Raw genomic sequence first — 13,122 nt, forward strand, 5'->3', positions numbered from 1 at the left:
CCGATGACGACGCTCGGTCACGCGGTGACCGATCCTGCGATCGACGCGGTCGTCGTCGGTGTCGAGTACGACGCTGGTGCATCTGCGCGGGGTGGTTCGAAGACGGCTCCCGATGCTCTCAGACGTGTGGCTGCCAGTCTGTTCGCGCCGAGATCCGACCGGGGTATGTGGGACCCGGCGTTGGGACGGCGCATCCTCGACGGCATCCGGATCGGCGACATCGGGAACATCGGCGACGTCGTCCAGATGCGCAACGGCCCGGTCCTCGATCGACTTGCTGGCGCAGTGGAGGCGGTCACAGCTGCCCGCAAACTCCCGGTGGTGGTCGGTGGTGACCATTCGATCACCCACGCGGTGGTCCGGGGGATCCTTGCAGCGTCTGAGGGCGCGATCGGCCTCATCCATCTCGATGCGCACACGGACTACTTCCGTCCAGCTCGCGGGGACTGGCGTTCGTCGCTCCACCACGGGAACGTGATGAGCTGGGTCGCCGGGGAAGAGCGGGTGGAACGCATCGCGCAGTTCGGTGTCCGGCAGCGAGTGGACGACGACCCAGAGTTCGGCTCCAAGACCGTCGTCTGGGGCGGGCGGTCGTCGATCGACGCCGACATCAACGATCTCCTGGCGGACCTGCCGGCGCATCTCGGGTGGCACGTGACGATCGACGTCGACGTCCTCGATCCGGCGTACATGCCGAGCACGGGAACTCCCGTACCCGGAGGGTTCAGCACCCACGAACTCATCGACCTCGTTTGTCGGCTGGTGTCACGACGCCGGATCGTGGGCGTCGACATCGTCGAACTCATCGGGGAGGGTGAGGGCGCTCAGCGATCGGCGCTCGCAGCCGCGGACGTGCTGGCTCGGACGCTCGACGCCGCGCTCAGACCGTCGGCTGATCGTCCGACAGGAACGGCGTCGTCGTCCCGGTGAGGTGGTCTTCCCGCAGGAGCCCGTACGCGACAGAGTCCCTCGGCGCCCCGCCGTCCACCGGCCAGGTGCGCCGGTAGTGCGCTTCCTTCACCCACCCGTTCCGCACGAGGGCCGCGCGCATGGCGACGTTGTCGTCACGGGTCTGGGCCTCGATCCGTGTCACCTCGGGGAACGCAGCGAAGACGTGGTCGGCGAGCACGCGGACGAGCACGGTGCCGATCCCTTGCCCGCGCGAGCGCTCCGCGAGCCGGACGTCGATCATCGGTGCGTCGTCGTCGAGGTCGTCGAGCACCACGATGCCGGCGGGTGCCCCGTCGACGTCGACCCGGAGCAGCGCGTGCTCGGGCGCGGAGAACGCACCGGCGTCGATCCGCTGCTCGATGGCGTCGCGCGTCGGTGTGGAGGAGACGTGGAACGGGAACCGGTTCGTGGTCAGGAACTCGATGAGGACGGAGCGGTCCGAGGGATCAGCAGGGTCCATCTGGTGGAGTTCCACATCCATGACCCGACCGTACACGCCGGATCGCGGACGACGGGCGCTACGCTCGTGCGGGTGGATGAGGACCGGTACGGCGGCGACGTGCTCTCGGGCGACTGGCGCTCGCGAGGCGTGAAGAAGGTGCGGCAGGTGCCGCTCGAGCGGGACATGGTGCTCGAGGACCCGGTCTCCGGTTGGGCCGGCGCCGTCGTCGGCCTCGAAGCGGGGAACATCGCGCTCGAGGACTGGAAGGGCCGCACCCGCGCCTTCCCCTTCGAGGGGCAGTTCCTGCTCGAGGGCGAGCTCGTCACGCTCGGCCGTCCGCAGGCGCCGGTGGGGCGATCTGCCGCCACCGCTGCTGGTCGAGGTGGTCCCGCTGGTCCCGCTGGTTCCGTCGGTTCCGTCCATGCTGACTGGAGGCCCGGGGCTGCGCCCGCCGTCCGGCAGACGTCCGACGGTGGTCGCCTCCGCACTGCGTCGGGGTCGTTCGCCGTCGAGCAGCAGCGCGCCCGCGTGGCGCTGCCCTCGCGGATCATGGTCGAGGGCAAGCACGACGCCGAGCTCGTGGAGAAGGTCTGGGGAGCGGATCTCCGCGTGGAGGGCGTCGTCGTCGAGGAGCTCTCCGGCGTGGACAACCTGGCTGACGTGCTGGATGACTTCCGCCCTTCGCGGGACCGCCGCGTCGGCGTGCTCGTCGACCACCTGGTGCCCGGGTCGAAGGAGTCCCGCTTCGCCGACGCCGTGATGCGCGGGAAGTGGGGTGCGCACGTGCTCGTCGTCGGGCACCCCTTCGTCGACGTCTGGCAGTCCGTGAAGCCCGCGCGCGTGGGGCTGCAGGCGTGGCCGACGATCCCGCGGTCGATCGAGTGGAAGGCCGGCATCTGCCAGGCGCTCGGGTGGCCGCACGCCGAACAGGCCGACATCGCCCGGGCGTGGCAGCGGATCCTCGGGCAGGTGCGCACGTTCGCCGACCTCGAGCCGCAGCTGCTCGGCCGGGTCGAGGAACTCATCGACTTCGTCACCGAACCGGTCGCCTAGCCCCTGCTCGACCCCGTCGTCCGTATCGTTGGACCATGGACGGCATCGACGGACGCGTGCGGGGCGCCGTCGACGTGTGGCTGCGCTGGCTGCCGCGGTGGCAGATCGGCACCGCACGCCCGCGCACGCGGATCTGTCGGAAGTGCACCGGGTCGCCGATCGCGAGCGCGGCGGGCTTCGGACCCGACGTGCCGCACCCCGTCCAGCACGCGTTGATCGGCCGGATGTCGGCCATCGTCGAGGACGCCGTCGACGACTACACGGCGAAGAACCTGCCGTTGCTGCACCGGGAACTCGAACGGGCCGCTGCACGGAAGCGGCACGCGGGGTACCAGCCGGCCGAGGGGTTGTCGCCGGAGTTCCAGGGACTCGACGTCGACCCGCAGCCGCAGGACGGGTCGCCGTTCCTGTTCACGCTCGAGGAGCTCGCGGGGACCGGGGCGTCGTCGGACACCGTGCCGCGCGAGCCGCTGTCCGAGGAGGCCAAGGCCGCGCTCCGGCACGAGATCGACCTGTCCGACGAGTGCGCCAGGGCGACGGGGACGGCGGTGTGCCTCGCGCTCATCGACCACCGGCCGCGGATCGCCGAGGCCGTCGAGCGGCTGGTCGAACCGCAGATCGAGGCCCTGGTGTCGGACATGTTCCGTGGGCTCGACGGCGACGGTCCGCGCGGCGGGTTGTTCTAGCGCGAGGCGCGCGCGGGTGCGGGGGTGTCAGGCCTCGCGGGTCGGCGGCGTGCGGCGTGCACGGAGCCGGAGGACGCCCCGGACGACGGCGCGCCAGCCGAGCAGGAACACGCCGAGCACGATCGTCGCGACGATGACGAACGAGATCGGCAGCGGGTTGCCGTCGACGACGCCCTGCCCGGTCGCGACGCGGATCGCCATGCCGACGAACACGGTCAGGACCCACACGACGACGCCGGTCGGCCAGAACCGCAATGGGCGTGCCCAGGCGCCGCTGGTGACGTAGCCGATCGCCCAGCCCGCGAGGAACGGGTACGCGGTGGTCCACAGCGCCAGCAGGGTGTTCGCCTCGCCGTGGGAGGACCGCCCGATGAGCGCGAAGACCACGATGAGCACGACGTCGATGACGGCTGCGAGCCAGCCCCAGGTGCGTACGGTCACGCCTCCATTGTCGCAGCCACTGCAGCACGCTCGGGCAGCGTTCACCCGGAGGACACCGGGGGTTCGCGCAGGGACGGGAGCATGACCGGATGACGACGACGGTCCGGACCTCTGACGCGCCCGTGCTCGACACCGCCACCGCCTCCGACACCGGCCTGACCACCGATGCCGCGTCGACGTCCCGGCAGCCGCGCCTCGTCGCCCACCGTGGGGCACCCCGGGTCCGCCGCGAGAACACCCTGCCGGCCGTCGCGGTCGCCGAGGCCCTCGGCGCGGACGTCATCGCGGTCGACGTCCGACGCACCGCCGACGACGTCGCCGTGCTGCTCCACGACGAGACCCTCGGCCGGATGTGGGGCGACGCCCGCCGGGTCCGCGACGTGGCCTGGTGCGACGTCGCCCGGCTCGGCAACGGCCTCGACCGCATCCCGCGGCTCGACGGCGTGCTCGAAAGACTCGACGGCTGCCGGTCCTCGCTCCTCGTCGCCGTGGTGGACCCGCTCGACGCCGTCGTCGCCGCCCAGACCGTGTCCGGCTCGCCGTGGGCCGTCACGGTCGCCTGGTGCGGTGCCCCCGAGGCCGTCGCCGCGGTGCGGACCGTGCTGCCGGACGCCGACGTGTGGCTGGCGTGGGAGTCGCTCGAGCCCCCGACGCCTGAGGCCGTCGCCGCGCTGACCCCGTCGACGCTGCACCTCGACGTCGCGTTCCTCACCCCGAGGACCGTCGCGGCGGCGCACGCCCTCGGCCTGCAGGTCGCCGTGTGGACGGTCGACGACCCGGAGCCGGCGCTGTGGGCGGTCCGGCTCGGCGCCGACCTGGTCACGACGAACGACGTCGCCACGATCCGAGCGACACTCGCCGCCGCCGAGCGTGACGGGTGGCCGCAGCCCGACCGCGAACCGTCCGAGGCCGAGGTCGCCGGCCGCGCCCAGGCCCTCGCGCACCGCATCGCGCACGAGGTCATCGCCTTCACCCGGGAGCACCCGGTCGGTTCCGTCACGACGAAGGCCCACCCGGCGGACCTCGTCACGGACGTCGACCGCCTGGTCGAGCAGCACGTCCGCGGACGTGTCCGTGCCGCGTTCCCGACGCACGGGTTCTCGGGCGAGGAGTACGGCGACGCCCCGGGCGACCGACACCGCTGGTACCTCGACCCCGTCGACGGCACGACGAACCTGGCGAACGGCATCCCCTGGACGAGCACGTCGCTCTGCCTCACCCGGAACGGCGCACCCGTCGTCGGGGTCGTCGCCGACCCGTGGCGCGGCGAGGTCCTCGAGGCCCGACGCGGCCGGGGCGCGAGCGTCCGCGACCGCCAGCTCCGACTCGACGACACCCCGCGCGCGCTCGCCGGCGCCGTCGTGGGCACCGAACTCGACGGGCACCGACCGTGGCCCGGGTTCAGCCAGTTCCTCGACGCCCTCGCCGCCCGGTCCTGCACGGTGCGCGTCCAGGGGTCGAGCACGCTGACGATCGCCCAGGTCGCGGCCGGGCGGGGGATCGGCGCGTGCGTGCCGACCTTCGACCCGATCGACCACGGCGCCGCGGTGCTGCTCGTGCACGAGGCCGGCGGGGTCGTCATGACCGAGGCCGGACCGGTCTCCGGCTTCCCCGACCTCGGTGCGCCGTTCCTGGTGGCGCACCCGGGGGCTGCGGACGAACTGCACCAGGTCTGGACCGGCGCGTTGCGCGCCGGACGCTGACGCACCACGTCCCGGACTGGAGGCTCGGAGCGGCGCCGCCACGAGCCTCCAGTCCGGTGGCGGGTGACGTCCACCGCATTCTGTGCGGCCACACAGTCATCGCTCGCCGCGCGACCATACTGTGGCAGTCCACGGACACGGTGTCCGTGCCGAAGGAGCAACGACATGGGATTCCTCGACCGCCTGCTCGGCCGTGAGGACCGACAGCACCCGCAGGGCTGGAACGCGCCCCGGCAGCAGCAGCCCCAGCAGCAGGGGTACCAGTACGGACAGCAGTCCTACAACGCCCCGACCCCCGGATACGGCGCCCCACAGGACCAGTACGGCAGCGCCCAGGGGCAGTACGGCGCTCCGCAGGGCGGCGACGGTCGGACGCAGGACCAGCAGGCCGTCGACCGCTACCGCTACCTGCTCCGTACGGCTCCGCCCGAGCGCATCGAGGAGGTCCACGCCGAGGCCTTCGAGCGGCTGACCCCCGAGCAGCGTCGGATGGTCTACGACGAGTTCACCCGGACGGCCCCGACCGGCGAGGCGCCCCGCGGGGACGACGCTCGCTCGCTGGCCCAGGCCGCGACCCGCTCGGAGATCCGACAGCCCGGGTTCATGGAGCGCTCGCTCGGCGGCATGAACGGCGGCGGCATGAACGGCGGGATGGGCGGCCGTGGGGGCTTCGGCGGACGCCAGGGACCGTCCTTCGGCGGCATGATGGGCGCCTCGATCCTCGGCTCGGTGGCCGGCTACGTCATCGGTTCGACGCTGATGAGCGCCTTCCTGCCGGATCCGTCGTCCTTCGACGGCGGAACGGACGCATCGGGGGATGCGGGTGACGGCGGTTCGGGGGACACTGGTGCTGACTCCGGTGACGGCGGCGCATCCGACGGCGGCGGGTACGAGAACGCGGGCTGGGACGACGCCGGGTCAGACACCGGTGGCGGCTTCGGCGACTTCGGTGGTGACTTCGACGTGTGACCCACGTCGGGCCACGCCGGTCACCTGACCTGTTGAGTCGCGACCAGGGAGCGACATGGCCATCATCGAGGCCTCCGGCCTGACCAAGACCTACCGATCCAAGTCGGGACCCGTCCACGCGCTGGCGGGTCTCGACCTCTCCGTCCCGCAGGGCACCGTCACGGCGCTGCTCGGTCCGAACGGCGCCGGCAAGACCACCACGGTCAAGGTGCTGACGACGCTCGTCAAGCCCGACAGCGGCACGGCGTCCATCGCCGGCGTCGACGTCGTCGCGGACCCCCAGGCCACCCGTCGGTCCATCGGGGTCTCCGGGCAGTACGCCGCCGTCGACGAGAACCTGACCGGCTTCGAGAACCTCGAGATGATCGGGCGGCTCTACCACCTCGGCGGGAAGGCCTCGCGGGCCAGGGCGCGCGAGCTCATCGACGTGTTCGACCTGGCCGAGGCCGGGGACCGCCCCGTCAAGGGCTTCTCCGGCGGGATGCGGCGGCGGATCGACCTCGCCGGAGCCCTCGTGATGAACCCGAGCGTGCTGTTCCTCGACGAACCGACGACCGGGCTCGACCCTCGGAGCCGACTGGCGCTGTGGGGGATCATCGAGCACCTCGTGGCCGACGGGGCCACGGTGCTGCTGACCACGCAGTACCTCGAAGAGGCCGACCGTCTCGCCGACGACATCGCGGTCATCGACGACGGGCACGTCATCGCCGAGGGCACCAGCGACCAGCTCAAGGCGCAGGTCGGAGGACACCGGGTCGTCGTGACGCTCGTCGACGACGCCGACGGGGACGCCGCCACGACGGTGCTGCGGCGGTACGGCGTCGGGGACGTGGAGACCTCGGGCGACGGACGCACCAGGGCCATCGCCGTGGAGGCCGGGCCGGCCGCGCTGCAGCACGTGCTCGCCGACCTGGGGGACGCCGGCATCGAGCTGCACGACGCCGGCATGCGCCGTCCGACGCTCGACGACGTGTTCCTCCGGTTGACCGGGCACGCCGCGACCGAGGACGACGCCGGGCCTGACGGTGCCCGTGGCGGCTCGTCCGTCGTCGCCGAGCAGCAGGAGCCGGTCCGATGACCGCCACCGCGACCGCACCCGGCCGCCAGCTGCCCGTCGTCGTCACCGCACCGCTCGCCGTCTGGTTCGAGGACGGCTGGACCGTCACCAAGCGCAACCTCATCTAGATCAAGCGGTCCCCGGACATGCTCGTCTTCGCGGTCCTGCAGCCGATCATGTTCGTGCTGCTCTTCAGCCAGGTCTACGGCGGCGCGATCGCGGTGCAGGGCACCGACTACACGCAGTTCCTGATGGCCGGCATCTTCGCCCAGACGGTCGTGTTCGGAGCGACGTTCTCCGGGTCCGCGATGGCGCAGGACCTCAAGGAGGGCCTGATCGACCGGTTCCGCACCCTGCCGATGTCGGCGTCGGCGGTGCTGGTGGGGCGGACGAACAGCGACCTCGTGCTCAACACGATCTCGATGGTCATCATGATGCTGACCGGGCTGGCGGTCGGGTGGCGGGTGAACTCGTCACCGCTGGAGTTCCTCGCCGGCGTCGCGCTGCTGCTGCTGTTCAGCTACGCGTTCAGCTGGGTGATGGCGCTGCTCGGGATGAGCGTGAAGACGCCGGAGGTCATCAACAACGCCTCGTTCATGATCCTGTTCCCGCTGACGTTCATCTCGAACGCGTTCGTCCCGAGCGACACCCTGCCGCTCGTGCTCCGCGTGTTCGCCGAGTGGAACCCGGTGTCCTCGCTCGTGCAGGCCGCGCGCGAGCTGTTCGGCAACGTCGGCTCGGCGCCGGTGCCCGACATCTGGACGATGCAGCACCCGGTGGTGACGGTGCTCATCGGCATCGCGGTGCTGCTCGTCGTGTTCGTGCCGTGGTCGGTGAACAAGTACACGCGGATCAGCTCGAAGTAGCCCGCTGTCCACCGGGACGTCCGGGGTGTGGGCCGCCGCCGCCCGGACGCCCTACGATCAGCGTGTGACCGCGACAGATGCCCGGATCAGACGCTGGATGCTCCAGGACGACAGCGGCGCCGACCACCAGGGCCCCCACCAGGTCGAGGTCGAGAAGACACATCCGTGGTGGCGGGTCATGTGCCTGACCGGCGTCGACTACTTCTCCACGCTCGGCTACCAGCCGGCGATCGCCGCGCTCGCCGCCGGGCTGCTGTCCCCGATCGCGACGATCGTGCTCGTCCTCGTGACGCTGTTCGGCGCCCTGCCCGTGTACCGCCGGGTGGCGCAGGACAGCTTCCGCGGCGCCGGGTCGATCATGATGCTCGAGAAGCTGCTGCCGTGGTGGGCGGGCAAGCTGCTCGTGCTGGTCCTGCTCGGGTTCGCCGTGACGGACTTCATGATCACGATGACGCTGTCCGCGGCCGACGCCACCGCGCACATCGCCGAGAACCCCTTCACCCCGCACTGGTTCACCGAGATCCCGGTGCCGATCACCCTCGTGCTGCTGCTCCTGCTCGGGATCGTGTTCCTCCGCGGGTTCAAGGAGGCCATCGGCATCGCCACGGGCCTGGTCGCGGTGTTCCTCGTGCTGAACGCCGTCGTGGTCGTCGTCGCACTCGCCCACGTGGCCGAGCGTCCGACCGTCGCGAGTGACTGGTGGAGCGGCCTGACCGCGCAGCACAGCAGCCCGCTCGCCATGGTCGGCATCGCCCTGCTGGTGTTCCCGAAGCTCGCACTCGGCCTGTCCGGCTTCGAGACCGGCGTCGCGGTGATGCCGCAGGTCCGCGGGGACGCGGCCGACGAGGGGCAGCCCCGACCGCTCGGACGCATCCGCGGGACACAGCGCCTCCTGACGGTCGCGGCCGTGATCATGAGCACGTTCCTCATCACGTCGTCGATCGCGACGACGTTCCTCATCCCGCAGCACGAGTTCCAGCCGGGCGGTCAGGCGAACGGGCGCGCGCTGGCGTTCCTGGCGCACGAGTACCTGGGCCCGGCGTTCGGCACCGTGTACGACGTCTCGACCGTCGCCATCCTCTGGTTCGCCGGCGCGAGTGCGATGGCCGGGCTGCTCAACCTCGTGCCGCGCTTCCTGCCGCGGTACGGCATGGCACCGCAGTGGGCCCGCGCGACCCGGCCGCTCGTGGTCATCTTCACGCTCATCGCCTTCGTGATCACGCTCATCTTCCAGGCGAGCGTCGACGCCCAGGGCGGCGCGTACGCCACCGGTGTCCTCGTGCTCATCACCAGCGCGGCCGTCGCGGTGACGCTGTCGGCTCGGCGTCGGCAGCAGCGCAAGCGCACCGTCGCGTACGCCGTGATCGCGGTCGTGTTCATCTACACGACGATCGCGAACGTCATCGAGCGCCCTGACGGTGTCCGGATCGCCGCCGTCTTCATCGTCGCGATCGTCGTCGTGTCCCTGGTCTCGCGGGTCCGTCGGTCGTTCGAGCTGCGGGCATCGTCCATCGAGCTCGACGCCACGGCCCGGCAGTTCGTCGAGGCCGACGCCGACCAGTTCAGTTCGGTGTGCATCATCGCGAACGAACCGGGAGCCGGCACCGCGGCGGCGTACCGGGCGAAGGGGCGCGAGGAACGCCGCGACTCGGGCATCCCCGCCCGCGTGCCGACGATGTTCCTCGAGGTGCTGCCCGCCGACTCGTCCGACTTCGAGGAGGACCTCGTCGTCGAGGGCCACGTCGTCGCCGGGCACCGGGTGCTCCGCGTCCGCTCCGGCAACGTGCCGAACACGATCGCGTCGACGCTGCTGGCCATCCGCGACATCGCCGGGGTCGTCCCGAGCATCTACTTCGAGTGGAACGAGGGCAGCCCGATCCGCAACGCGATCCGCTTCGTCTTCACGGGCGTCGGGGACGTGGCCCCGGTGACCCGAGAGGTCCTGCGCGAAGCGGAGCCCGAGGTGAGCCGCCGGCCGAGCGTCCACGTGTCCTGACGCCGGAGCCGGCCCGTGCCGCGGCGAGCCGTGTCAGGCGGACGCGGGGCGAGCCTCCCGTCCGGGTGGAGCCCGACCACCTGCGCCGGCCGAACGTCCGCTACTTCGCCAGGATCTGGTCCCGCACCTTGCGTCGCAGCACCTTGCCGATCATCGAGCGGGGCAGGTCCTCCACCACGACGACCCGACGCGGCACCTTGTACGCCGCCATGTGCTCGCGGGCGTAGGCCCGGAGCGCGTCGGGGTCGAACGTGGCGGGGTCGGTCGGCACGACCGCTGCGACGACCTGCTCGTTGCCGCCGGTGGTGATGCCGACGACGGCGACCTCGCGGACGCTGGGGTGCTTGACGAGGGTGTCCTCGACCTCGGTCGGGGCGACGTTGAACCCGCCCGTGATGATGAGCTCCTTGAGGCGGTCCACGATGTGCACGAAGCCGTCGGCGTCGATCGCGACGATGTCCCCGGTGCGGAACCAGCCGTCGGCGGTGAAGACCTCGTCCGTCGCCTCGGCCTTGCCCCAGTAGCCGCTGAAGACCTGGGGCCCGCGGACCTGCAGCTCGCCGGCTTCGTCGGTGCCGAGGACCTTGGAGGCGTCGTCGGGGTCGACGACGCGGGCCTCGGTGGACGGCAGCGGCAGCCCGACCGCGCCGAGCCGGCGGGAGTCGGCGACGGGGTTCGCCATCAGCACGGGGGAGCACTCGGACAGGCCGTAGCCCTCGACGAGGTAGCCGCCGGTGCGGGCCTCCCACGGTTCGATGACGTCCTGGGAGAGCGGCATCGCGCCCGAGATGCCGATGGCGATGCCCTTGAGCGAGACCTTCTTCGAGTCGGCGGCGTGCTGCAGCCGGGTGTAGATCGGCGGCACGGCGGGCAGGAACGTCGGCGGACGCTTCTTGATCGCGGCGAGGACGAGGTCCGGGTCGAACGCGGGGAAGAGCACCAGGCGTCCAGCGATGCTCATCGCGAAGGTCAGGCAGAGCGTCAGGCCGTAGGCGTGGAACATCGGCAGGACCGCGTGCACGACGCTGTTGTCGCCGGCCTGGATCTGCGGGATCCACGCGCGGGCCTGCGCGGCGTTCGCCATCAGGTTGCCGTGGCTGAGGACTGCGCCCTTTGGGGTGCCCGTCGTGCCGGAGGTGTACTGGATCAGCGCGGTGTCGTCCGTGGTCGGCCGAGGGTGACGCTTCGGCAGGCGACGGGTGGAGACGAGGTCGTCCCACCGCGTCGTCCCGCGGACCTTCGTCGTGAGCTTCGCGCGGGACTCGCGGGCCTTCGCGACCGGCAGCGACAGGGCCAGCCGGGTCGTGCGGGGCGTCGCGCGGGTGAGGTCGACCGACACGATGGCGTCGAGGGCGACGTCGGCGGGGAAGTCCTGCAGCGTCGCGACGGACTTGTCCCAGACGACGGCGACGCGGGCGCCGTGGTCCTCGAACTGGTGGCGGAGCTCGCGGGGTGTGTAGAGCGGGTTGTGCTCGACGACGATCGCCCCGAGCCGCAGGATCGCGTAGAACGCGACGACGTGCTGCGGGCAGTTCGGCAGGACCAACGCCACGCGGTCACCGGCCGTCACGCCGAGCTTGCGCAGGCCGTTCGCCGCGCGGAGGACCTGCTCCTCGAGGTCGGCGTACGAGGTCGTGCGGCCGAAGAACTCCAGCGCGACGAACTTCGGGAACCGCGTCGCCGAGGTCTCCACGAGGTCGAAGAGCGACCCCGTCTGCTCCTCGATGTCGTCGGGGACCCCGGAGGCGTAGGCGGCAAGCCAGGGACGGTCGGTGTCGATGCTCACCGGACCAACCTAGCGGCGGGGCCCGCGGCAGCCTGGGAGCCGCCGGCCGACGCCGACCGCGCCGCCGGCCGACGGGGCGCGCCGCCGGCCGACGGGGCGCGCCGCCGGTCGACGCGGCGCGCCGCCGCTCGTCGTCCGGGGTGCGCGCTCCGTGCGGCCCGCTGTCAGGGGCACGACGGACGATGGCGGCATGTCCTTCGTCACCGGCGCGCTCCGCACCCGCCTCCAAGCCACCTTCACGGGCAACGACCACGGCAGCCCGGAGTGGGTCGACGAACTCGAGCAGGGCACGGACGCGGGCTTCTTCGGCCCCGGCAGCGCGACGTGGTCCGTGCACGGCGGCAAGCAGACGATCGTCGCCGGTGTCCGCGCGCTCCTCGTGCAGGCCCTGCACCCGGGTGCCCTCGCCGGCGTGGCAGACCACTCCCGCTACCGCGAGGACCCCTTCGGCCGCCTCGCCGGCACCATCCGCTGGATCTACACCGTCTCCCACGGCGACACCGCGACGGCCACCGGGGCGAGCAACTGGGTGCTGCGTCTGCACGAGCGCGTCCGGGGGCAGTACGTCGACGGCCACGGCGTCACGAAGGACTACGCCGCGAACGACCCCGACCTGGCCCGCTGGGTGCACCTGGCCTTCACGGACGCCTTCCTCCGGGCAGCGCAGCAGTGGGGCGAGCCGATCCCCGGCGGCGCCGACGCCTACGTCCGCGAGTGGGCCATCGCCGGCCGGCTCATGCACGTCGAGGACGCCCCCGAGTCCGAGGCCGAGCTCCGCGCCCAGATGGACGGCTACCTCGACCGCGGCGAACTCGCGGTCACGCCCCGCACACGCGAGGTCGTCCGCTTCATCAGGAACCCGCCGCTCGCCCACATGCTCCGACCGGGCTACCAGGCCCTGTTCCAGGGCGCCGTGTCGACGCTCGACCCGCGGCACCGGTCGATGCCCGGCAGCGGTCACCCGGCGTCGGTCCGGTCGAGTTCCCCGTCGCGCGGACGACGGGGCTGGTCCTCGACGGTATCGGCGCGGTGCTCGGCAACCAGACCGGGACGGAGCGCGCAGCGCTCACGCGCATCGCGCGGCTGGGACGCGAGGCGGGGAACCCGGAGCGGCCTGCGGCCTGAGACTTGCCCACAGACAGACGGGAGGCCCGGTGTCAGCTGACACCGGG

The 13,122-nt window shown here is 71.9% G+C and carries 12 protein-coding genes; 9 read left to right on the top strand and 3 right to left on the bottom strand.

The window, feature by feature from the left end:
- Nucleotides 1–3: 3 nt before the first annotated feature.
- On the top strand, nucleotides 4–930 hold the full coding sequence (locus tag ITJ54_RS12970; protein WP_194628928.1) for an arginase family protein: 927 nt from the start codon (nucleotides 4–6) through the stop codon (nucleotides 928–930).
- Here ITJ54_RS12970 and ITJ54_RS12975 read toward each other — a convergent pair.
- Nucleotides 881–1,432 (bottom strand): GNAT family N-acetyltransferase, encoded by a 552-nt coding sequence (locus tag ITJ54_RS12975; RefSeq protein ID WP_194628929.1) that lies wholly within the window; start codon nucleotides 1,430–1,432, stop codon nucleotides 881–883. The two genes, ITJ54_RS12970 and ITJ54_RS12975, sit on opposite strands and share 50 nt — an antisense overlap.
- A gap of 51 nt (nucleotides 1,433–1,483) precedes the next feature.
- Here ITJ54_RS12975 and ITJ54_RS12980 point away from each other — a divergent pair, with 51 nt between their 5' ends.
- Entirely contained in the window at nucleotides 1,484–2,446 is a 963-nt protein-coding gene (locus tag ITJ54_RS12980) for a DUF3097 domain-containing protein (RefSeq protein ID WP_194628930.1), read from the top strand.
- A 35-nt stretch (nucleotides 2,447–2,481) separates the two neighbouring features.
- Nucleotides 2,482–3,132, top strand: coding sequence for a spermidine/putrescine ABC transporter substrate-binding protein (locus tag ITJ54_RS12985; RefSeq protein ID WP_194628931.1), 651 nt, complete (start codon nucleotides 2,482–2,484; stop codon nucleotides 3,130–3,132).
- Between the two features lie 27 nt (nucleotides 3,133–3,159).
- On the opposite strand, the gene ITJ54_RS12990 is transcribed toward ITJ54_RS12985, so the two are convergent.
- Nucleotides 3,160–3,573 carry a DUF3054 domain-containing protein gene (locus tag ITJ54_RS12990; RefSeq protein ID WP_194628932.1) on the bottom strand — a complete coding sequence of 138 codons (414 nt, stop codon included), beginning with the start codon at nucleotides 3,571–3,573 and terminating at the stop codon, nucleotides 3,160–3,162.
- Nucleotides 3,574–3,662: 89 nt separating this feature from the next.
- Between ITJ54_RS12990 and ITJ54_RS12995 the strand changes: the two genes are divergently transcribed.
- From ITJ54_RS12995 to ITJ54_RS13015, 5 genes are all read left to right on the top strand, one after another.
- Nucleotides 3,663–5,276: an inositol monophosphatase family protein gene (locus tag ITJ54_RS12995; protein WP_194628933.1), complete on the top strand. Its 1,614-nt coding sequence runs from the start codon at nucleotides 3,663–3,665 to the stop codon at nucleotides 5,274–5,276.
- A 165-nt stretch (nucleotides 5,277–5,441) separates the two neighbouring features.
- Nucleotides 5,442–6,245 carry a hypothetical protein gene (locus tag ITJ54_RS13000; RefSeq protein WP_194628934.1) on the top strand — a complete coding sequence of 268 codons (804 nt, stop codon included), beginning with the start codon at nucleotides 5,442–5,444 and terminating at the stop codon, nucleotides 6,243–6,245.
- A gap of 55 nt (nucleotides 6,246–6,300) precedes the next feature.
- Nucleotides 6,301–7,323 carry an ATP-binding cassette domain-containing protein gene (locus ITJ54_RS13005; protein WP_194628935.1) on the top strand — a complete coding sequence of 341 codons (1,023 nt, stop codon included), beginning with the start codon at nucleotides 6,301–6,303 and terminating at the stop codon, nucleotides 7,321–7,323.
- A gap of 107 nt (nucleotides 7,324–7,430) precedes the next feature.
- Nucleotides 7,431–8,168, top strand: coding sequence for an ABC transporter permease (locus tag ITJ54_RS13010; protein WP_323741730.1), 738 nt, complete (start codon nucleotides 7,431–7,433; stop codon nucleotides 8,166–8,168).
- Nucleotides 8,169–8,265: 97 nt separating this feature from the next.
- Complete coding sequence (locus ITJ54_RS13015; protein ID WP_194629330.1) at nucleotides 8,266–10,164, top strand: amino acid transporter; 1,899 nt, start codon at nucleotides 8,266–8,268, stop codon at nucleotides 10,162–10,164.
- Between the two features lie 100 nt (nucleotides 10,165–10,264).
- Here the strand turns inward: ITJ54_RS13015 and ITJ54_RS13020 are convergent, their stop codons facing one another.
- On the bottom strand, nucleotides 10,265–11,950 hold the full coding sequence (locus tag ITJ54_RS13020; protein ID WP_194628937.1) for a long-chain-fatty-acid--CoA ligase: 1,686 nt from the start codon (nucleotides 11,948–11,950) through the stop codon (nucleotides 10,265–10,267).
- A gap of 190 nt (nucleotides 11,951–12,140) precedes the next feature.
- Here ITJ54_RS13020 and ITJ54_RS13025 point away from each other — a divergent pair, with 190 nt between their 5' ends.
- Nucleotides 12,141–13,115 (top strand): oxygenase MpaB family protein, encoded by a 975-nt coding sequence (locus tag ITJ54_RS13025; RefSeq protein ID WP_228509403.1) that lies wholly within the window; start codon nucleotides 12,141–12,143, stop codon nucleotides 13,113–13,115.
- Nucleotides 13,116–13,122: the final 7 nt, after the last annotated feature.

The sequence above is a fragment of the Curtobacterium sp. VKM Ac-2865 genome, from assembly GCF_015350905.1.
Lineage (GTDB): Bacteria > Actinomycetota > Actinomycetes > Actinomycetales > Microbacteriaceae > Curtobacterium.